This is a genomic window from Streptomyces sp. NPDC048257 (genome assembly GCF_043201855.1).
Lineage (GTDB): Bacteria > Actinomycetota > Actinomycetes > Streptomycetales > Streptomycetaceae > Streptomyces.
Genome location: NZ_JBICZI010000007.1, coordinates 245079 through 264498, shown reverse-complemented (window position 1 = coordinate 264498; position 19420 = coordinate 245079). Strand labels below are relative to the sequence as shown.

At 72.6% G+C, this 19420-nt stretch carries 17 protein-coding genes; 10 read left to right on the top strand and 7 right to left on the bottom strand.

The features are described 5' to 3' along the window. Positions 1-54: 54 nt before the first annotated feature. From ilvD to ACGFZK_RS18010, 3 genes are all read right to left on the bottom strand, one after another. Positions 55-1905, bottom strand: coding sequence for a dihydroxy-acid dehydratase (gene ilvD / locus ACGFZK_RS18020; protein WP_393849827.1), 1851 nt, complete (start codon positions 1903-1905; stop codon positions 55-57). Positions 1906-2027: 122 nt separating this feature from the next. Next, on the bottom strand, positions 2028-2657 hold the full coding sequence (locus ACGFZK_RS18015) for a TetR family transcriptional regulator (protein WP_393849826.1): 630 nt from the start codon (positions 2655-2657) through the stop codon (positions 2028-2030). Continuing rightward, positions 2654-3481: a sugar phosphate isomerase/epimerase family protein gene (locus tag ACGFZK_RS18010; RefSeq protein WP_393849825.1), complete on the bottom strand. Its 828-nt coding sequence runs from the start codon at positions 3479-3481 to the stop codon at positions 2654-2656. Before ACGFZK_RS18010 ends, ACGFZK_RS18015 begins: the two co-directional genes overlap by 4 nt. 775 nt (positions 3482-4256) lie before the next feature. Here ACGFZK_RS18010 and ACGFZK_RS18005 point away from each other — a divergent pair. Next, positions 4257-4682 (top strand): DUF3592 domain-containing protein, encoded by a 426-nt coding sequence (locus tag ACGFZK_RS18005; RefSeq protein WP_393849824.1) that lies wholly within the window; start codon positions 4257-4259, stop codon positions 4680-4682. A gap of 449 nt (positions 4683-5131) precedes the next feature. Here the strand turns inward: ACGFZK_RS18005 and ACGFZK_RS18000 are convergent, their stop codons facing one another. Continuing rightward, positions 5132-6070: a Ppx/GppA family phosphatase gene (locus tag ACGFZK_RS18000; protein WP_393849823.1), complete on the bottom strand. Its 939-nt coding sequence runs from the start codon at positions 6068-6070 to the stop codon at positions 5132-5134. Between the two features lie 165 nt (positions 6071-6235). Here ACGFZK_RS18000 and ACGFZK_RS17995 point away from each other — a divergent pair, with 165 nt between their 5' ends. Continuing rightward, positions 6236-6988 carry a hypothetical protein gene (locus ACGFZK_RS17995; protein WP_393849844.1) on the top strand — a complete coding sequence of 251 codons (753 nt, stop codon included), beginning with the start codon at positions 6236-6238 and terminating at the stop codon, positions 6986-6988. Between the two features lie 12 nt (positions 6989-7000). On the opposite strand, the gene ACGFZK_RS17990 is transcribed toward ACGFZK_RS17995, so the two are convergent. Beyond that, a complete protein-coding gene (locus tag ACGFZK_RS17990; RefSeq protein ID WP_393849822.1) occupies positions 7001-8764 on the bottom strand; it encodes a hypothetical protein in 1764 nt (587 codons plus the stop codon). Positions 8765-8983: 219 nt separating this feature from the next. On the opposite strand from ACGFZK_RS17990, the gene radA reads away from it, so the two are divergent. Both radA and disA read left to right on the top strand, forming a co-directional pair. Continuing rightward, positions 8984-10396, top strand: coding sequence for a DNA repair protein RadA (gene radA, locus ACGFZK_RS17985; protein WP_393849821.1), 1413 nt, complete (start codon positions 8984-8986; stop codon positions 10394-10396). Between the two features lie 238 nt (positions 10397-10634). Then, positions 10635-11759, top strand: coding sequence for a DNA integrity scanning diadenylate cyclase DisA (gene disA, locus ACGFZK_RS17980; RefSeq protein ID WP_393849820.1), 1125 nt, complete (start codon positions 10635-10637; stop codon positions 11757-11759). A 42-nt stretch (positions 11760-11801) separates the two neighbouring features. On the opposite strand, the gene ACGFZK_RS17975 is transcribed toward disA, so the two are convergent. Beyond that, the gene (locus tag ACGFZK_RS17975; RefSeq protein WP_393849819.1) at positions 11802-12539 is read right to left on the bottom strand and encodes a hypothetical protein; all 738 of its coding nucleotides are present in this window, start codon (positions 12537-12539) and stop codon (positions 11802-11804) included. Between the two features lie 388 nt (positions 12540-12927). Between ACGFZK_RS17975 and ACGFZK_RS17970 the strand changes: the two genes are divergently transcribed. The 6 genes from ACGFZK_RS17970 (at position 12928) to ACGFZK_RS17945 (ending at position 18552) form a co-directional block, all read left to right on the top strand. Further along, positions 12928-13860 (top strand): A/G-specific adenine glycosylase, encoded by a 933-nt coding sequence (locus tag ACGFZK_RS17970; protein WP_393849818.1) that lies wholly within the window; start codon positions 12928-12930, stop codon positions 13858-13860. Between the two features lie 181 nt (positions 13861-14041). Then, positions 14042-14602, top strand: a complete 561-nt coding sequence (locus tag ACGFZK_RS17965) for a SigE family RNA polymerase sigma factor (RefSeq protein WP_267723034.1) — start codon at positions 14042-14044, stop codon at positions 14600-14602. A 35-nt stretch (positions 14603-14637) separates the two neighbouring features. Next, positions 14638-15279: a hypothetical protein gene (locus ACGFZK_RS17960; protein WP_393849817.1), complete on the top strand. Its 642-nt coding sequence runs from the start codon at positions 14638-14640 to the stop codon at positions 15277-15279. Positions 15280-15308: 29 nt separating this feature from the next. Next, complete coding sequence (gene cseB / locus ACGFZK_RS17955; RefSeq protein WP_393849816.1) at positions 15309-16022, top strand: two-component system response regulator CseB; 714 nt, start codon at positions 15309-15311, stop codon at positions 16020-16022. Next, positions 16019-17335 carry a two-component system sensor histidine kinase CseC gene (cseC, locus tag ACGFZK_RS17950; RefSeq protein WP_393849815.1) on the top strand — a complete coding sequence of 439 codons (1317 nt, stop codon included), beginning with the start codon at positions 16019-16021 and terminating at the stop codon, positions 17333-17335. The genes cseB and cseC overlap by 4 nt, the downstream gene beginning before the upstream one ends. A 71-nt stretch (positions 17336-17406) precedes the next feature. Further along, positions 17407-18552, top strand: a complete 1146-nt coding sequence (locus tag ACGFZK_RS17945) for a LamG-like jellyroll fold domain-containing protein (RefSeq protein ID WP_393849814.1) — start codon at positions 17407-17409, stop codon at positions 18550-18552. Positions 18553-18613: 61 nt separating this feature from the next. On the opposite strand, the gene ACGFZK_RS17940 is transcribed toward ACGFZK_RS17945, so the two are convergent. Next, positions 18614-19207: a M23 family metallopeptidase gene (locus ACGFZK_RS17940; protein WP_393849813.1), complete on the bottom strand. Its 594-nt coding sequence runs from the start codon at positions 19205-19207 to the stop codon at positions 18614-18616. Between the last annotated feature and the right edge of the window lie 213 nt (positions 19208-19420).

Genomic DNA, 19420 nt, shown 5'->3' with positions numbered 1-19420 from the left:
CGCCCCCGCACCGGAGGGTGCGGGGGCGCCTTGTGCGTCGGGTCTGCGTCGGGTCTAGCCCAGCAGGGAGACGTCGCGGACCGCGCCCTTGTCGGCGCTGGTGGCCATCGCGGCGTAGGCGCGCAGGGCCGCGGAAACCTTGCGCTCGCGGTCCTTCGGGGCGTAGACGCCGCCGAGGGCCTCGTGGCGGGCCGCGAGGGTGGCCTCGTCGACCAGGACCTCGATGGACCGGTTCGGGATGTCGATGCGGATCCGGTCACCGTCCTCGACGACCGCGATGGTGCCGCCCGAGGCCGCCTCCGGGGAGGCGTGGCCGATGGACAGGCCCGAGGTGCCGCCGGAGAACCGGCCGTCCGTGACCAGGGCGCAGACCTTGCCGAGGCCGCGGCCCTTGAGGAAGGAGGTCGGGTAGAGCATCTCCTGCATGCCGGGGCCGCCGCGCGGGCCCTCGTAGCGGATGACGACGACGTCGCCCGCCTTGATCTCCTTGCGGAGGATCTTGTCGACGGCCTCGTCCTGGGACTCGCAGACCACGGCCGGGCCCTCGAAGGTCCAGATGGACTCGTCGACACCGGCGGTCTTCACGACGCAGCCGTCGACGGCGATGTTGCCGCGCAGAACGGCGAGGCCGCCGTCCTTGGAGTACGCGTGCTGCACGGAGCGGATGCAGCCGCCCTCGGCGTCGAGGTCGAGGGTGTCCCAGCGCTCGGACTGCGAGAAGGCCGTGGCGGAGCGCTGGCAGCCGGGCGCCGCGTGCCACAGCTCCATGGCCACGTCGGTTGCCGTGCCGGAGCGGGGGTCCCAGTCCGCGAGCCAGGTCTCCAGGTTCTCGGAGTGGACCGAGGTGACGTCCTTGTTCAGGAGTCCGCCGCGGTGCAGCTCACCGAGGATGGCGGGCATGCCGCCGGCCCGGTGCACGTCCTCCATGTAGTACGTGCCGCCGGGCGCCACGTTCGGCGCGACCTTGGACAGGCACGGGACCCGGCGGGAGATCTCGTCGATGTCCGTGAGGTCGTAGTCGAGTCCGGCCTCCTGCGCGGCGGCGAGGAGGTGGAGGATCGTGTTCGTGGAGCCGCCCATGGCGATGTCGAGGGCCATGGCGTTCTCGAAGGCCTGGCGGGAGGCGATGGAGCGGGGCAGGACCGAGTAGTCGTCCTGCTCGTAGTGGCGCTTGGTGATCTCGACGATCGTGCGGCCGGCGTCCTCGTACAGGGCGCGGCGGGCGGTGTGCGTCGCGAGGACCGAGCCGTTGCCGGGGAGGGCGAGGCCGATGGCCTCGGCGAGGCAGTTCATCGAGTTGGCGGTGAACATGCCCGAACACGAGCCGCAGGTGGGACAGGCGTTCTCCTCGATGCGCAGGACGTCCTCGTCGGAGACGTTCTCGTTCGAGGCGTCGACCATCGCGTCGATGAGGTCGAGCTTGCGGACGGTGCCGTCGACGAGGGTGGCCTGGCCGGCCTCCATCGGGCCGCCGGAGACGAAGACGACCGGGATGTTGAGGCGCAGGGCGGCCATCAGCATGCCGGGCGTGATCTTGTCGCAGTTGGAGATGCAGATCAGGGCGTCGGCGCAGTGCGCTTCGACCATGTATTCGACCGAGTCCGCGATCAGGTCGCGGGAGGGGAGGGAGTACAGCATGCCCGCGTGGCCCATGGCGATGCCGTCGTCGACCGCGATGGTGTTGAACTCGCGGGGGACGGCGCCGGCGGCGAGGATGGCCTCGGAGACGATGCGGCCGACCGGGGCCAGGTGGGTGTGGCCGGGGACGAACTCCGTGAAGGAGTTGGCGACCGCGATGATCGGCTTCCCGATGTCCGCGCTCGCTACGCCCGACGCGCGCATAAGCGCACGTGCGCCTGCCATGTTGCGGCCGTGGGTGACGGTGCGGGACCTCAGCTCGGGCATGCGGTTTCACTCCCCATGAGTGCGGCTGTACGGTCAGCCGCGACTGCGGATATGGCTCAGATACGAGGCTACGCCCACTGCCCGCGATCCGGACAGCGCGTCCGGATGCCGGGACGGCGGGCTCATTCCTCGGTCAGGTACCGCTGCAGCGTGGGCGCGACGAGGGCCACGATCTTCTCCGGATCGGCGGACGCGAGGGGCTCCACCTGGACCACGTAGCGCAGGATCGCGATGCCCACCATGTGGGAGGCGGCGAGCTCGGCGCGGAAGGTCGGGTCGGGCACGTCGAGGTCGGCGGCCACGCGCTCCAGGACCCGCCGCAGCACCAGGCCCCGCAGCACCTTCGCGGCCGCCTCGTGCGTGAGCGCGGAGCGGATCACGGCGAGCAGCGGGACCCGGGTGACCGGGTTCTCCCAGACGCCCAGGAAGTAGCGGGCCAGGCGCTCGCCGATGCCGTCCGGTCCCTCGCCGATGATCGCGGGGACCACCAGGGCGGGCTCGAGGCTGACCTCGATGGCGGCGGCGAACAGGTCGTCCTTGCTGCCGAAGTAGTGGTGGACCAGCGCCGGGTCGACGCCGGCGACCTTCGCGATGCCGCGGACGGACGTCTTGTCGTACCCGCGCTCCGCGAACACCTCGCGGGCGGCGAGCCGGATGCGCTCCTGGGTGCCGGGGCCGTCGTCGGCCTCGTCCTGCCGGGGGCGGCCGGGGCCGCGGCGGCGGGGCTTGGGGGTGCCGGCGGCGTCGGTCACGGGCGGCGGGCCCCGTCGCGCTCGGCGGTGGCGAGGTGCAAGCGGGTGAAGGCCAGCGCCTCGGCGAGATCGGCCTCGCGCTCGGCGGAGGACATCGCCCGGCGGGTGTTGACCTCGATCACCACGTGCCCGTCGAACGAGGTCCGCGCGAGGCTCTCCAGCAGCTCGGCGCACGGCTGCGTGCCGCGGCCCGGGACCAGGTGCTCGTCCTTGGCCGATCCGTTCCCGTCGGCGAGGTGGATGTGAGCGAGCCGGTCGCCCATCCGGTCGATCATCGCGGCGGCATCGGTGCGGGCCGTCGCGGTGTGCGACAGGTCGACGGTGAAGTGGCGGTAGTCGTCCTTCGTCACGTCCCACTCGGGGGCGTACGCGAGCATCTCGCGGTCGCGGTAGCGCCAGGGGTACATGTTCTCGACGGCGAACCGGACGTCGGTCTCGTCGGCCATCCGCCAGATGCCGGTGACGAAGTCCCGCGCGTACTGGCGCTGCCAGCGGAACGGCGGATGGACGACCACGGTGCTCGCCCCGAGCCGCTCGGCCGCCGCCTGGGCGCGCTGCAGCTTGGTCCACGGGTCGGTGGACCAGACCCGCTGGGTGATCAGAAGGCAGGGCGCGTGCACGGCCAGGATCGGCACCCCGTGGTGGTCCGACAGCCGGCGCAGGGCGTCGACGTCCTGACTGACCGGGTCCGTCCAGACCATGACCTCGACGCCGTCGTAACCGAGGCGCGCGGCGATCTCGAAGGCGGTCGCCGTCGACTCCGGATAGACGGAGGCGGTGGAGAGGGCGACTTTCGCGCTCGGGACACGGACTGGTTCTGCCACGGAGACAGGGTACGGGCCCGGGGGCGGGGGTCGCCGTGACGGGGGACACGGGGGCGGGGGCGGGGGCGGGGGCGGATCGGGGGGTGGGGGGGTGGGGGGTGGGGTCGGGTGGGCGGGAGCCAGTTGATCGGCATCAGGGATGGGTATGGGGGTTTCCCGTCAGTCTCATCGTCTCTCCGGTTCGTGCCGGTCCCTCAAGGGCGCTCCTTCGTCGCGTCGCTACGCGATGGCCTTCGGCCACCCTTGACCGACCGTCCCGCCCCGGAAAGTCGAAGACTGCCGGGAAGCCCCCAAAAGAACGAGCCGGGTGCTTCTTTTCAGGGACGGGGCGGTCGGAGATGCCCGACCCGGTCGGGCGCAAGAGGCACGTCCGACAGACGGGGCCCATCCAGACCGGCCCGCGTCGGTGGGCGCGCCACATCGCTACGCGCTCCTCACCTCTCGGCGTCCGACGACCGTCTTGGGCTGGGCATGAGCCGCCCACGACCTCGGTTCGGCACTCGACATGCGTCCGACGACCGCCTGGGGCTGGGCATGAGCCGCCCACAGCCTCAGCACACTCTCTTTGACTGCGACCGACGGCCGTCAGGGGCTGGTGAGAGGGACTGACGGCTGATTCCTCGGCTGAGCTGAGGTGGGGGCGGGTCAGGGCGAGGACGAGACCATAAACCGGCACCCATAGGCGCCCACTCGCGCTGACCCGAGTACACCTCGGAATAGCCGCTGTCCGACGCCCGGTCGCAACCGAACCTCCGGCACGCGCGTCGAACAGATCATGGGACGCGAATGGCTTTTCTCCCTCATACCCCTGACGATCGGGTCGGTGTTCCTCGCCTTCGGCGTGTACGGCCTGCGCCGTGCCAGCCTGATTCGCCGGAAAGGCGTCACGGCACGGGCTCGGATCGTGCGTCACAAGACCAGCCGGGGCGATGAGGGCGCGACGTACTACCACCCGGTCGCGGCCTGGACGGCCCGGGACGGACGCGCCTGCGAATACGAATCCCAATTTGGCCGCGGATCGGTCGGAGGCGCCTTCCGCGTCGGAGCGAACGTCACGGTCCGATACGACCCCGATCAGCCCGACCGGTTCGCGATCGAGGGCTGGGACACGAAGACGGTCGCCCTGCTGTTCACCGGACTGGGGTCGCTCGTCACGGTGGGCACCGTGACGGTATTGCTCGTCCGGCTCCTCACGCTCTGAACGCCAACGCATCCGTGCCGGACCGAGCTCGTGGGCGGCTTATGCCCAGCCCCAGGAGGGTCGCTGACGCTGAGAGGTGAGGAGCGCGTAGCGATTGGACGCGCTCCCCGATCCGGCCGATGGCTGTGATGGGCCCCGCCTGTCGGTCGTGCCTCTTGCGCCCGACCGGGCCGGGCATCTCTGACCGCCCCGTCCCTGAAAGCTTGGACCGGCCCGTTCTTTTGGGGGCTTCCCGGCAGTCTTCGACTTTCCGGGGCGGGACGGTCGGTCAAGGGTGGCCGAAGGCCATCGCGCAGCGACGCGAGGAACGAGCGCCCTTGAGGGACCGGCCCGAACCGGAGAGACGATGAGACTGACGGGAAACCCCCTACGCGACTGTGATGCCGCCCGAGCAGCTCCCGCCGCCGAAGCCCCCGACCAGCGTCACGACCCCGCCCCCGAAGGCCCCCTCACACCCCCGGCGCCGGCATGTGGTCCAGCCTGCGGAGGATCACGCCCTCGCGGAGGGCCCACGGGCAGATCTCCAGGTCGTCCACGCCGAAGATGTCCATCACGCCCTCCGCCACCAGCGCACCCGCCAGGAGCTGGTTCGCCCGGCCCTCCGAGACGCCCGGGAGGGCCGAGCGCTGGGCCGTGGTCATCGCCGCCAGGCGCGGGACCCACTCCTCCAGGGACTTGCGGCTCAGGTCCCGCTGTACGTACAGGCCCTCCGCCGAGCGGGCCGCGCCCGCGATGCGGGCCAGCTGCTTGAAGGTCTTCGAGGTCGCCACCACGTGGTCCGGCGTACCGAAACGGCTGAACTCCCCGAACGTGCGGGCGATCTCCGCCCGCACATGTCGCCGTAGCGCCCGGATGTCCAGCGCGTCCGGCGGGTCGCCCGGGAGCCAGCCCGAGGTGAGGCGGCCCGCGCCCAGCGGGAGGGAGACGGCCGCGTCCGGGTCCTCGTCGATCCCGTACGCGATCTCCAGCGAGCCGCCGCCGATGTCCAGGACCAGCAGTTTCCCGGCGGACCAGCCGAACCAGCGGCGGGCCGCGAGGAAGGTGAGCCGGGCCTCGTCCTCGCCGCTGAGCACCGGCAGGTCGACGCCGGTCTCCACCCGGATCCGCGCCAGGACCTCGTCCGCGTTCGTGGCCTCGCGTACGGCGCTGGTCGCGAAGGGGAGGACGTCCTCGCACCCCTTGTCCTCCGCGGCCTGCACCGCGTCGCCGATCACCGAGACGAGACGCTCGACGCCCTCGGGAGTGACGGCGCCGTGCTCGTCGAGCAGCTCCGCCAGCCGCATCTCCACCTTGTGCGAGTGCGCCGGCTGCGGGCGCGCGCCGGGGTGCGCGTCCACCACCAGAAGATGGACCGTATTCGAACCCACATCCAGGACACCGAGTCTCATAGGGGGAAACGCTACTGCGAGGAAGACACGGGGGTTGTGTAAGGGGCGCATAGGCTTGGGTTTGTGCCAAATACGAAGAAGGCCAACAAGACCCGGTCGCAGAAGGACACGGGCAAGGACACCGTCAAGGGCAAGGCCAAGGCCAAGGGCGGCAAGGACAAGGTCGTGGTCGTGGCCGACGAGAAGGGGCTCGACTTCCCCCGGGCCTGGGTGGAGTTCCCCGATCCCGCCGACGACGAGCAGGTCTTCCGCTGTGACCTGACCTGGCTGACCTCCCGCTGGACCTGCATCTTCGGCAGCGGCTGCCAGGGCATCCAGGCGGGCCGGGCGGACGACGGCTGCTGCACGCTCGGTGCGCACTTCTCCGACGACGAGGACGAGCAGCGCGTCGCGCAGCACGTGGCCCGGCTGACGCCGGAGCTGTGGCAGTTCCACGACGTCGGCAGCGAGAGCGGGTGGACGCAGCACGACGACGACGGGGAGAAGCAGACCCGCCGCTGGGACGGGGCGTGCATCTTCCTGAACCGGCCGGGGTTCCCCGCCGGGGCCGGCTGCTCGCTCCACATCCTCGCGGTGAAGGAGGGCCGGGAGCCGCTGGAGACCAAACCGGACGTGTGCTGGCAGCTGCCGATCCGCCGGACCTACGACTGGATCGACCGGCCCGACGACACCCGTGTGCTGCAGGTGTCGATCGGTGAGTACGACCGCCGCGGCTGGGGTCCGGGCGGCCACGACCTGCACTGGTGGTGCACGTCGGCCACCTCGGCGCACGGTGCCGGGGAGCCGGTGTACGTGTCGTACCGCCCCGAGCTGATCGAGCTGATGGGCAAGGAGGGGTACGACGCGCTGGTGGAGCTGTGCGAGGCGCGGCTGGCCTCGCTGCTGCCGATGGCCCCGCACCCGGCGGATCCTGCCTGACCGGACGCCCTCTCAGGGGCCCGGTGTCGCGGACGGGACCGGGTCCGGGTCGGGGGAAACCGTTCCGCCTGAGCCCTCCGTCGGGGTGGGCGAGGCGGTCGGGGACGGCGGCGGGATCGTCGGGTCCGTCGGGGACGGGGCCGGCGTGGGCGGCTGCGTCGGGTCCGGCGAGGGCGGCGGGGTCGCGGGCTGCGTCGGGTTCGGGGTGGGCGGTGCGGGCGTCGACGCGGGGCGGCCCCGGCCCTGGATGGAGACCACGGCGCCGCTCGGGTCGACCCCGACCCGGGCCGTCCAGGCGCCGACGGGCTGGGCCTCGGGGTCCACGGCGATCCGTAGGGTGACCGATTCTCCTGGGGCCAGCGTGCCCGCGGTCCGGCTCGCGCGCAGCCAGGGCGCGTCGGACCAGAGCCGCCAGTCCACCGGGGCGCTCCCGGTGGCGGTGAGGGTGAGCAGGGTGACCGCGCCCCGGGCAGAGGCGGCCACGGCGAGTTGGCCCGGCCGGCCGGGATGGTCGGGGGTCGCCGGCGGGCCGGTGCTGATCACTTCGACGGAGACGTCGGAGGCGGTGTCGCTCTGGGCGAAGCCGGGGCCGCCGGTGGTGGTGGCGTTGCCGGCGTTCTCGTAGGCGGTCAGCGGGCGGCCGTCGGTCCGCGCGGTCGGCAGCTCGGACTCGCTGGCGGAGATACGGGTGGAGTCACCGCCGGCGGGCTCGCCCGTGCCGGGGTCACCGCGGTACGCCGCCCACAGCGCCAGGGCCGGGGCGGCGACGACGGTGGCGACCACGGTGGTGGTCACGACCCGGGCGCGCAGCCGGTCACGGCGGGCGGCGCGGTCCCTGGGGTCCATCGGGAAGCCGGTGCGGTCGAAGCGCGGGGCGGGTCCGCGGCCGCGGACCCGGCCGGAGCGGAGCATCGCCGCGTGGACGGCGGTGCGGGGGGCGGGTACGAGGGGGAGGGCGGCGGTGTTGATGCCGCCGGAGCCGGGCCAGGGGCCCGCGGCACCGACGCGTTCGGCGGCACGCCGGCAGCGGGGGCAGTCGTCGACGTGGCGGACGAGCTCGGCGCGCAGGGTGCTGGAGAGCAGGACGTTGCCGTCGCCTTCGTCGCCGGTGAGCCGGGAGACGCTGGGGCAGTTGCCGGTCTCGACGACGGCGAGGGCGGCGCGGGTGCGCTCCACCTCGCAGGCGGCGCCGGAGAGCAGCTCGCGGGCGGCGGCCGGGGGTGTGCCGAGGACGGCGGCGAGTTCGGGGACGCCGAGGCGGTGGCGGACGGCGAGTTCGAGGGCCTCGCGCTGCTCGGGGGTGGTGCCGGCGGCTTCGGGCCAGGCGAGCCGGGCCAGCTCGGTACGGCGATAGGCGCTCACGTCAAGAGGACGGTGGGCTTCCTGGCCGTGGCCCGGTGCCGTGTCGCCGCCCGGCGCACGGTCGCGCTCCGCGTGCTCCGGCGCACGCCGGGTGGAATGCGCTCCCTGTCGCGTGCGCCGTTGCTCCGCCAGCCGGTGCAGGCACCCCCAGCGGGCGAGCGCGTAGAGCCAGGCGCGCCGGTCCCCCTCGTCGGGGCAGCGGCCGGGATGCCGTTCGGCGACGGCGAGGACGTCCCCGAGCACGTCGGTCGCGGTGTCGTGGTCGCACAGGACCGACAGGCAGTACGTGAACAGGCCGTCCAGGTAGGGCTCGTGCCGGAACGGCGGCGGCTGCTCGCCCTCGTGGGGCGTGCGCCCGTGCGCCCGGTGTGCGCCGGTGCGCGGTGAGGAGTGTGCCTGGCTGCTGCTGTTCACCTGGCGACCGTAGGCGGCACGCCGGTGACGCCCTGGAAGCCTTCACCACAATTGGCCCTTACGGGTGAACAGATCGGTGAGGCGCTGACGCGGGCCCTGACGCGCGGGGCAACGCGGCCTCTCCGCCGTCGCGGCCGGCGCCCTGACCACCGTCCCCGACCGCCGTCGCGAGCGGCAGCCCGGTCCTGGCTGTCGGTGGGGGCGGCTACCGTGAGCGGCATGGCTGCCCGCACTGCTCGTTCATCCGCCAAGGACCGGCCGTCCTACCGCTGTACCGACTGCGGCTGGACGACCGCGAAGTGGCTCGGCCGCTGTCCCGAGTGCCAGGCCTGGGGCACCGTCGAGGAGATGGGCGCGCCCGCCGTGCGGACCACCGCCGCCGGCCGGGTCTCGACGGCCGCCGTTCCGATCGCGCAGGTCGACGGCCGGACGGCGACCGCCCGCAGCACCGGCGTCGACGAGCTGGACCGGGTCCTCGGCGGCGGGCTCGTGCCCGGCGCCGTCGTGCTGCTCGCCGGTGAGCCCGGCGTCGGGAAGTCCACGCTGCTGCTGGACGTCGCGGCCAAGGCGGCCAGCGACGAGCACCGCACGCTGTACGTCACGGGCGAGGAGTCGGCGAGCCAGGTGCGGCTGCGCGCCGACCGGATCAACGCCCTCAGCGATCACCTCTATCTGGCCGCCGAGACCGATCTGTCCGCCGTGCTCGGGCACCTCGACGCCGTGAAGCCCTCCCTGCTGGTCCTGGACTCCGTACAAACCGTCGCCTCCCCCGAGATCGACGGCGCGCCCGGCGGCATGGCCCAGGTCCGGGAGGTGGCCGGGGCGCTGATCCGGGCCTCCAAGGAGCGCGGGATGGCCACCCTCCTCGTCGGCCACGTGACCAAGGACGGGGCCATCGCCGGGCCCCGCCTGCTGGAGCACCTCGTCGACGTGGTGCTGAGCTTCGAGGGTGACCGGCACGCCCGGCTGCGGCTGGTGCGCGGCATCAAGAACCGGTACGGGGCCACCGACGAGGTCGGCTGCTTCGAGCTGCACGACGAGGGGATCACCGGGCTCGCCGACCCGAGCGGGCTGTTCCTGACCCGGCGCGCCGAGGCCGTTCCCGGCACCTGCCTGACCGTGACCCTGGAGGGAAAGCGTCCGCTGGTCGCCGAGGTGCAGGCGCTGACCGTGGACTCGCAGATCCCCTCCCCCCGGCGGACGACCTCGGGCCTGGAGACCTCGCGCGTCTCGATGATGCTCGCGGTGCTGGAGCAGCGCGGCCGGATCACCGCGCTCGGCAAGCGCGACATCTACAGCGCCACCGTGGGCGGCGTGAAGCTCACCGAGCCGGCCGCCGACCTGGCGATCGCGCTCGCGCTGGCCTCCGCCGCCAGTGACGTCCCGCTGCCGAAGAACCTCGTGGCGATCGGCGAGGTCGGTCTGGCCGGCGAGGTGCGGCGGGTGACCGGCGTGCAGCGGCGGCTCGCGGAGGCGCACCGGCTGGGGTTCACGCACGCGCTGGTCCCGGCGGATCCGGGCAAGGTGCCGGCCGGGATGAAGGTCATCGAGGTGGCCGACATGGGCGACGCGCTACGGGTGTTGCCGCGCGGCCGGTCCCGTACGCCGGCCAGGGAGCGGTCCGCGGAGTAACACGCCCGGGGGCTGAGCCGGGGAGACGGCGGGGACGGGCCGGCGGCGACCCGGGGACTCCCCCGGCGGGACGATCCCCTGGTCAGGGGGTCCGTACGGGGCCCTGCCGGGCCGTACCTGGCCAAGCCACGGCGGGGCCGCGGCGCGCGCCGGTAGACTTCGGGATGGTCCGCCCGGCCGTACGCACGTCCTCGTGCCCGCGGCGCTGGGCGGCGCAACCCGCGACCGGAGGAGTGCAGTGGCAGCCAAGGACGGGGCAGCAGCATCCGGCAAGTCGGGCGCCAGCTCCAAGCAGGAGGCCATGATGCGCGCCTCGCTGAGCGCGGTCGCACCAGGTCAGCCGCTGCGTGACGGCTTGGAACGGATCGTCCGCGGCAACACCGGAGGGCTCCTCGTCCTCGGTATGGACAAGAGCGTCGAGGCGATGTGCACCGGCGGCTTCGTCCTGGACGTGGAGTTCACCGCGACCCGGCTGCGCGAGCTGTGCAAGCTCGACGGCGCGCTCATCCTCGACAAGGACATCACCAAGATCTTGCGGGCCGGTGTGCAGCTGGTGCCGGACGCGTCGATCCCGACGGAGGAGACGGGCACGCGGCACCGAACGGCCGACCGCGTCTCCAAGCAGTGCGGCTTCCCGGTGGTGTCGGTGTCGCAGTCGATGCGGCTGATCGCGCTGTACGTGGACGGGGAGCGGCGGGTCCTGGAGGAGTCCGGGGCGATCCTGTCGCGGGCGAACCAGGCACTGGCCACGCTGGAGCGGTACAAGCTGCGCCTCGACGAGGTCGCGGGCACGCTGTCGGCGCTGGAGATCGAGGACCTGGTCACCGTCCGCGACGTGACGGCGGTCGCCCAGCGGCTGGAAATGGTCCGCCGGATCGCGACCGAGATCGCCGAGTACGTGGTCGAACTGGGCACGGACGGGCGACTGCTGTCGTTGCAGCTGGACGAGCTGACGGTCGGGATCGAGCAGGAGCGGGAGCTGGTCATCCGGGACTACGTGCCGGAGCCGACGGCGAAGCGTTCCCGCACGGTGGACGAGGCGCTGGCGGAGCTGGACGCGCTGACGCACCCGGAGCTGCTGGAGCTGGCGATCGTGGCGCGGGCGCTGGGGTACACGGGCTCGCCCGAGACCCTGGACTCGGCCGTGTCGCCGCGCGGGTACCGGCTGCTGGCGAAGGTGCCGAGGCTGCCGGGCGCGATCATCGAGCGGCTCGTGGAGCACTTCGGCGGGCTGCAGAAGCTGCTCGCCGCGAGCGTCGACGACCTGCAGACGGTCGACGGGGTGGGCGAGGCCCGTGCGCGCAGCGTCCGCGAGGGCCTGTCCCGCCTGGCCGAGTCGTCCATCCTGGAGCGCTACGTCTGACGTTCGCCCGCCCCGCCGCCGGGTCGTGCGGCGGGACACCCCCTAGTCCTGCTTGAGGACGAACGAGGTGCGGGCGACCGGCATGCCCGGGGCCTTGACCTCGACCACGTAGGTGTCCGGAGCCGCTGCCCCCGCCGGAGGCGTCTGGCACTGGTCGGCCGCGCTGAACCGGCGGTCCCAGTCCAGCGACTGCTTCGTCTCGCCCTGCGCCGGGAGCCGGAAGAAGGCGTTGCCCGCGCCCGCCGGGCAGTCCGCCGAGGACCACACCGCCTTGCTGCTGCTCGCCTGAAGGATGGTCAGGACCGCCCGCTTCGGGCCGAGGTCGACCTTGCAGGTCGTTCCGGAGGTGTTGCGGGCGACCAGCTCGAGGCGGGGCTTCTCGTTCGCCTCGTACTCGTTCTTTGCGCTCTTGACCTCCCACTGCAGCGCACCCGGCGCGCAGGTGGGGAGCGGGGAGTCCGCCGGGACCTGGGCCGGGCCGCCCGCGGCGCCGCCGGAGCCCGAGCCGCCGTTCGAGCCCGTGCCGCCGCCCGGTTCGCCGTTCTTGCCCGCGCCGCCCGTGGAGTCGCCCTCGGAGCCGGTGCTGCCACCGCCGCCCGACTCCGGGCGCCCGCCCGGGGCCGCGCTGATCGCGGGCCCGGTGCCGGCCGGGCCGGGGGTGATCGAGCCGACGGGATCGGGGCGGCCCTGGCCCTTTCCGTTCGTACTCGTCCTCCCCCCACCGGAACTGACGGTCCATACGGCGAGGAGCGCGAGGAGCGCGACAACAGAAGCCAGCACAGCCCTCCGTCGCCAGTAGATGGAGGAGGGGAGCGGCCCGACCGGATTGCGCAGAGATCCCACGGACGGAACTTTACGAGAGTTCGCGGCCCGATCGGTGCCCCACATGCCGCGCAGCGGGCTCGATTTGCCGATGATCATCCTGCGGGCGCAATCACGGGCGCCGGGATCCGGCCAAACGGCTGACGTGGAGATTGGGCCGCTTTGAGTACGTTCGGTAACCATGGGCACTCTCCGGTCTCTACCGCGGCGGCACCCAGCCCGTGGCATTGCCCGCAGGTACGGTCACCGCCGCCGCGCGGGCGGGCGGCAAGGCGGCCGTCGTCCGGTGCACCGGTCCCGGTCCGGCGCGCCGAGGGAGGCGAAACGTGCCAGGATGCCGTCTGCCATGACTGCATCTCCCGTTTCCTCCACGGCCGTATCCGCCGACTCCTGCCACGCGCTGCACTCCCCTGTCATCGCCTGGTTCGACGAGCACGCCCGCGACCTGCCCTGGCGCCGCCCCGAGGCCGGCCCCTGGGGGGTCATGGTCAGCGAGTTCATGCTCCAGCAGACGCCCGTCAGCCGGGTGCTGCCGGTCTACGAGCAGTGGCTCGCCCGGTGGCCCCGCCCCGCGGACCTGGCCGCCGAGGCCCCCGGCGAGGCCGTGCGGGCCTGGGGCCGGCTCGGTTACCCGCGCCGCGCGCTGCGCCTGCACGGGGCGGCCGTGGCGATAACGGAACGGCACGGGGGCGACGTACCGCGGGACCACGCCCAGTTGCTCTCCCTGCCCGGCATCGGCGAGTACACGGCGGCGGCCGTGGCCTCCTTCGCGTACGGGCAGCGGCACGCCGTCCTCGACACGAACGTCCGGCGGGTCTTCGCGCGCACCGCGACCGGGGTCGAGTACCCGCCGAACGCGACGACCGCCGCCGAGCGGCGCCTCGCCCGGGCCCTGCTGCCCGAGGACGAGGAGACCGCGGCCCGCTGGGCGGCCGCCTCGATGGAGCTCGGGGCGCTGGTGTGCACGGCCAAGAGCCCCGACTGCGCGCGCTGCCCGGTGGCCGGGCTGTGCGCGTGGCGCCTCGCCGGGAAGCCGGCGCACGAGGGTCCGCCACGACGCGGGCAGACGTACGCCGGGACCGACCGGCAGGTGCGCGGCAAGCTCCTCGCCGTGCTCCGCGAGGCGGCGGGCGCCGTTCCGCAGGCCGTGCTCGACACGGTCTGGGACGAGCCGGTGCAGCGGGCCCGGGCGCTGGACGGGCTGGTGTCCGACGGGCTGGTGGAACCCCTGGACGGAGGTCTCTACCGGCTGCCGCAGGCCGTCCCGCAGACCCGGTAGAAGCTGACGCGGACATTCCGCTTCCTGCCGGGAAACCGCAGCTCACGGGGGTTGTTACACAACCTATGGGTGTCCGTGCGTCCACCGAAGGCTGGCTCGCACAGGGCCGTGACAACCCCTCCGTACCTTCGGATCCGTAAGGCAGCGGATGAGCGGTGGACGGCAGCGGAGGCGGTCAGAGATGGCGCACGGCGAGGTACTCGAATTCGAGGAGTACGTACGCACCCGGCAGGACGCGCTGCTGCGCAGTGCCCGGCGCCTGGTCCCGGACCCCACCGACGCCCAGGACCTCCTGCAGACCGCACTCGTGCGCACCTACGGCCGCTGGGACGGCATCGCCGACAAGTCCCTGGCCGACGCCTACCTGCGCCGGGTCATGATCAACACCCGTACCGAGTGGTGGCGCGCCCGCAAACTCGACGAGGTCCCCACCGAGCAGCTCCCCGACGCCTCGGTCGAGGACGGCTCCGACCAGCGCGCCGACCGCGCCCTCCTCATGGACATCCTCAAGGTTCTCGCGCCCAAGCAGCGCAGCGTGGTCGTGCTGCGACACTGGGAGCAGATGAGCACCGAGGAAACGGCCGCGGCGCTCGGGATGTCGGCGGGAACCGTGAAGAGCACCCTGCACCGCGCACTGGCCCGCCTCCGTCAGGAGCTGGAGAGCCGGGACCTGGACATGCGCGCTCTGGAGCGCGGGGACCACACCATGCGGTACGAGGGGCGTGAGCGGTGCGCGGCCTGAACGGCCAAGGTTTGTCCGGAGGTTCTCTGGTGCTGATGTCGGCGGGGACGGTCGTCCTCGTCGGCACTGCCGTGTTCGCGGTCGGTTGCGCCACCGGCGGCACCGGCCTGCGCGACGGCGGGCCGGCCCGCACCGACGCCATGGCCAAGAGCGTGCCCTCGGGGCCGGCCTCCGAGGACTCCTCCCCGGGCTCGGCCACCCCGTCGGGCCCGCCGCTGAAGAAGGTCGACCCCGTCGCACTGCTCATGAAGGACCCCAAGGTCAGCGCCGAGGTCAAACGGGACCTCAAGCCCTGCTCGGGCAAGGAGTACCCCGTGGACGTGAGCTACGGGAAGGTCACCGGCAGCTCCGTCGGGGACATCGTCGTCAACGTCCTGTCCTGCGCCGACGCACTGGGGCGCGGAAGTTACGTGTACCGGGCCGACGGCGCGACGTACGAGAATGTGTTCTCGGACGAACAGCCACCCGTCTACGCGGAGATCGACCGGGGCGACCTGGTGGTCACGAAGCAGGTGTACGGAAAGAGCGACGCGCTCGCCTATCCGACCGGCGAGGACGTGATCACGTACCGCTGGAACGGGGAGAAGTTCACCGAGCAGGACCGAGTTCACTCGGAGTACAGCAACGTGGTCGACGGCGGTGTCCAGCCCGCCCCGGCCACGAGTCAGAAGCACTGAGCACAGAAGAACCGAGGCGAGGCTCCCGCATGGCCGAGACCCATGTCCTGTTCGTGGAGGACGACGACGTCATCCGTGAGGCCACGACCCTGGCGCTGGAACGCGACGGGTTCGTGGTCACGGCCATGCCCGACGGCCTGTCCGGGCTGGAGTCCTTCCGCGCGAACCGGCCCGACATCGCCCTGCTGGACGTGATGGTCCCGGGCATGGACGGCGTGAGCCTGTGCCGCCGCATCCGCGACGAGTCCACCGTCCCGGTGATCATGCTGTCGGCGCGCGCCGACTCCATCGACGTGGTGCTGGGCCTGGAGGCGGGCGCCGACGACTACGTCACCAAGCCCTTCGACGGGTCCGTGCTCGTCGCCCGGATCCGCGCCGTGCTGCGCCGCTTCGACCACTCGGGCGGCCCGCAGAACGGCGGCCCGGGCGCGGCCGACAACGGATCGGACGCCGAGCGCGGGGTGCTGTCCTTCGGCGACCTGGAGGTGGACACCGAGGGCATGGAGGTCCGCCGGGCGGGCGCCGCCGTGGCGCTGACGCCGACCGAGATGCGGCTGCTGCTGGAGTTCTCCTCGGCGCCCGGCACCGTCCTGTCGCGCGACCGCCTGCTGGAGCGGGTCTGGGACTACGACTGGGGCGGCGACACCCGCGTCGTCGACGTCCACGTCCAGCGCCTGCGCACCAAGATCGGCCAGGACCGGATCGAAACGGTCCGGGGCTTCGGATACAAGCTCAAGGCATGAGACGGTTCACCCTCCGTACGGGGATCCGCTGGAAGATCACCGTCGCCATCGCCTCCGTGGGCGCCCTCGTCACGATCGCGCTGAGCCTGGTGGTGCACAGCGCTGCCCGTGTGTCGATGCTGGAGAGCGCCCGCGGGGTGCAGCTGGACCGCGTGCAGTTCATCTCCCGCAACGCCGAGGCCGGGCGCAAGCCGCCCATGGGGGCCAAGCTCAACGACCCCGAACTGCCCGCCGAGCTGCGGCACAAGGTGCAGTCGGGGCGGCGCGGGACCTATATCCAGGAACGGCCGCGCGGGGTGCCCGAGGTGTGGGCCGCCGTGCCGCTCGGGAACGGGCAGGTGCTGTCGCTGCACACACCGCTGCGCGAGAGTGCCGATCTGATCCCCGACCTGGACCGGGCCCTGGTCATCGGCGGGCTGTCCGCCGTGATCGCCGGCTCGGCGCTCGGCGTGCTCATCGGCGGGCAGATCTCACGCCGGCTGCGCAAGGCCGCGGCCGCCGCGCAGCGGGTGGCGCACGGTGATCCCGACGTACGCGTACGGGACGCGGTCGGTGGCGTCGTCCGGGACGAGACGGACGACCTCGCGCGGGCCGTGGACGCCATGGCCGATGCCCTCCAGCAGCGGCTGGAGGCCGAGCGGCGGGTGACCGCGGACATCGCGCACGAACTGCGGACTCCGGTGACGGGCCTGCTCACGGCAGCGGAACTGCTGCCTCCGGGGCGGCCGACCGAGCTGGTGCGGGACCGGGCGCAGGCCTTGCGTGCGCTGGTCGAGGACGTGCTGGAGGTGGCGCGGCTGGACAGCGCGTCGGAGCGGGCCGAGCTCCAGGAGGTGGCGCTGGGCGAGTTCGTGAGCCGGCGGGTGACCTCGCTGATGCCGGAGGCGACCGTACGGATCGTCGCGGACGAGATCGTCAGCACCGACCCGCGGCGCCTGGAGCGGATCCTGGGGAACCTGCTGGCCAATGCGGCGCGGTACGGGCAGCCGCCGGTCCAGGTCGACGTCGAGGGCCGGGTCGTACGGGTCCGGGACCACGGGCCGGGCTTCCCGGAGGCCCTGCTGCGCGAGGGGCCGAGCCGCTTCCGCACCGGGTCGACGGACCGCGCGGGCGTGGGGCACGGGCTGGGGCTGACCATCGCGGAGGGTCAGGCGCGGGTGCTGGGCGCCCGGCTGACCTTCCGCAACGTGGCCTCCCCGGGCGGCGTGGAGCGCGCGGGCGCGGCGGCCGGCGCGGTGGCGGTGCTGTGGCTTCCGGAACACGCGCCGACGGCGACGGGCAGCTTCCCGATCCTCAAGCTGCCGCAGGGGTGAACCGGGGCGGGTCGGGCGGGACGGGTACCGGGCCGTACCCGCACACGGGTGCGTGACTTAGCATCCGTGGCATGACCGACGGTACGAATCCCCCGAGCCACCCGCAGCCCGAGCCCGCTCCCGGGAGCGGCGGATACGGGTTCCCGCCGGGACCGCCCGCGCAGGGCGAGTACGGCCACCCGACCGCAGCCGGCAGCTACGGCTATCCGCAGAGCGGGCAGCCGAACCCGTACCAGCAGCAGGACGCGGCCGGCAGCTACGGCTACCCGCCGGCCCACCAGGGTTACCCGGGTGGACCCGGCCAGTCGGACATACCCGGCGCGTCGCAGCAGCCGAACTGGGAGGCCATGGCCGACCGTTCGGCGGCCGAGCGGCGCAGGAAGCGGCTGTGGATGCTGGGCGGCGGGGTGACCGTACTGGCACTGCTGGCCGGTGGTGGAACGTTCTTCCTGATGGGCGACGGCGGTGACGAGGGGGGCCAGCCGGACGCCCAGCCCACACAGTCCGGCTCGCCCGAACCGGGCGAGTCCTCGCCGGCGGCCTACACCGCCACCGTCGCGGGCGACGACACCCTGCTGCGCGACAGCTACGGCAAGATGGGCATCAGGCTGGGCCCCGACCTCAAGATCGGCACGCTGGGCAAGCGGTTCCAGGTCATCGGCAAGGGCAACGGGAACTCGTGGGGGCAGTCGGCCGAGCCGGTCGTGGACGTGACCAAGAGCTTCACCGTCACGGCCCGCGTCTACAACTCCGCCCCCAAGGGTTCGCGGATCGTCATGAGCCAGGGCGACGGGGAGTCCTTCTCCTTCGAGCTCGGCGTGAACGAGGTGAACGGCAAGCAGGCCTGGATCTTCCGCGTGCAGACGGGCGACAAGGGCGCCGCGGCCACCACCCGGACCGTCACCGCGGAGGGGCTCGGCATGGTGAAGACCCCCACGCTGCTGATGGCCACCTATGACGCCGAGAAGAAGGCCATCGCCCTCTACGTGGACGGCAAGAAGGCCGGCGAGACCCCGGTGCCGCCCATCTGGCAGGCCCCCGGTCCGCTCCAGCTCGGCCGGTCCAAGCACCACAACATCTGGACCGGTCCGTGGCAGGGCGCGCTGCACAACATCAAGACCTACGGCATGGCCTTCACGGAGGAGCAGGCCGCCGGGTACAAGGAGGGGAAGCTCGACCCATCGCCGAAGCCGACCCATGCCTGGCTGCTCACCTGATCGGTGAGCAGGGCGGGTCGGCCGGTACGACGTGCGCCGCGGGGGCGGCGGTCGGGACGGGTCAGACGCTGACGCCGTTGGTGCGCAGGAAGGCCACCGGGTTGACGGCGGAGCCGTAGTTCGGGGTGGTGCGGATCTCGAAGTGCAGGTGCGGGCCGCTGGAGTTGCCGGTGTTGCCGGACAGGGCGATCCGCTGCGAGGCCTTGAGCTTCTGGCCGATCTTGACCTGGATCTTCGACAGGTGCGCGTACTGCGAGTACGTGTTGTTCGCGTGCTTGATCACGATGGCGTTGCCGTACGCGGGGCCGTCACCGCCGCCGTTCGGGCCGGCCTTGACGACGACGCCGGCGGCCGCGGCCTTGACCGGGGTGCCGACCGCGACGGCGAAGTCCTGGCCGGAGTGCTTGTGGGACCACATGGTGCCGCCCTTGCCGAAGGTGGCGGACAGCGTGTACTTCTCCAGCGGCTTGTCCCACAGGCCGGTCTTGGAGGCGCCCGCGGCACCCGCGGCGCCGGCCGCCTTGGCGGTGACGGCGGTCTGCGGGGCGTCTGCGAACGCGGCGGTCGTGCCCGCCCCGAGGGCCAGCACCGCACCGAGAGCGGTGGTGCCGACAGCGATACGGGTACGACGGGTGTAGACGCGCTTCGCGAACATGTGCAGACCTCCGGGGCCGGGGACGAGGGGGGTTTCACGCCTGTCAGAGGCATGAAGTGACCCGGCACGATGAAGCGCGTGCCGGGCTGGCTCATCTTTGGTAACCCGAGCCCCCGTACTTCCCCAAACCTCCCCATTACTACCCGAACTCGTAGCGAGGTCCGGGCTCTCCGGCCTGTTGACGGCGGTTTTCCTGGGACTAAGGTCCCCTCC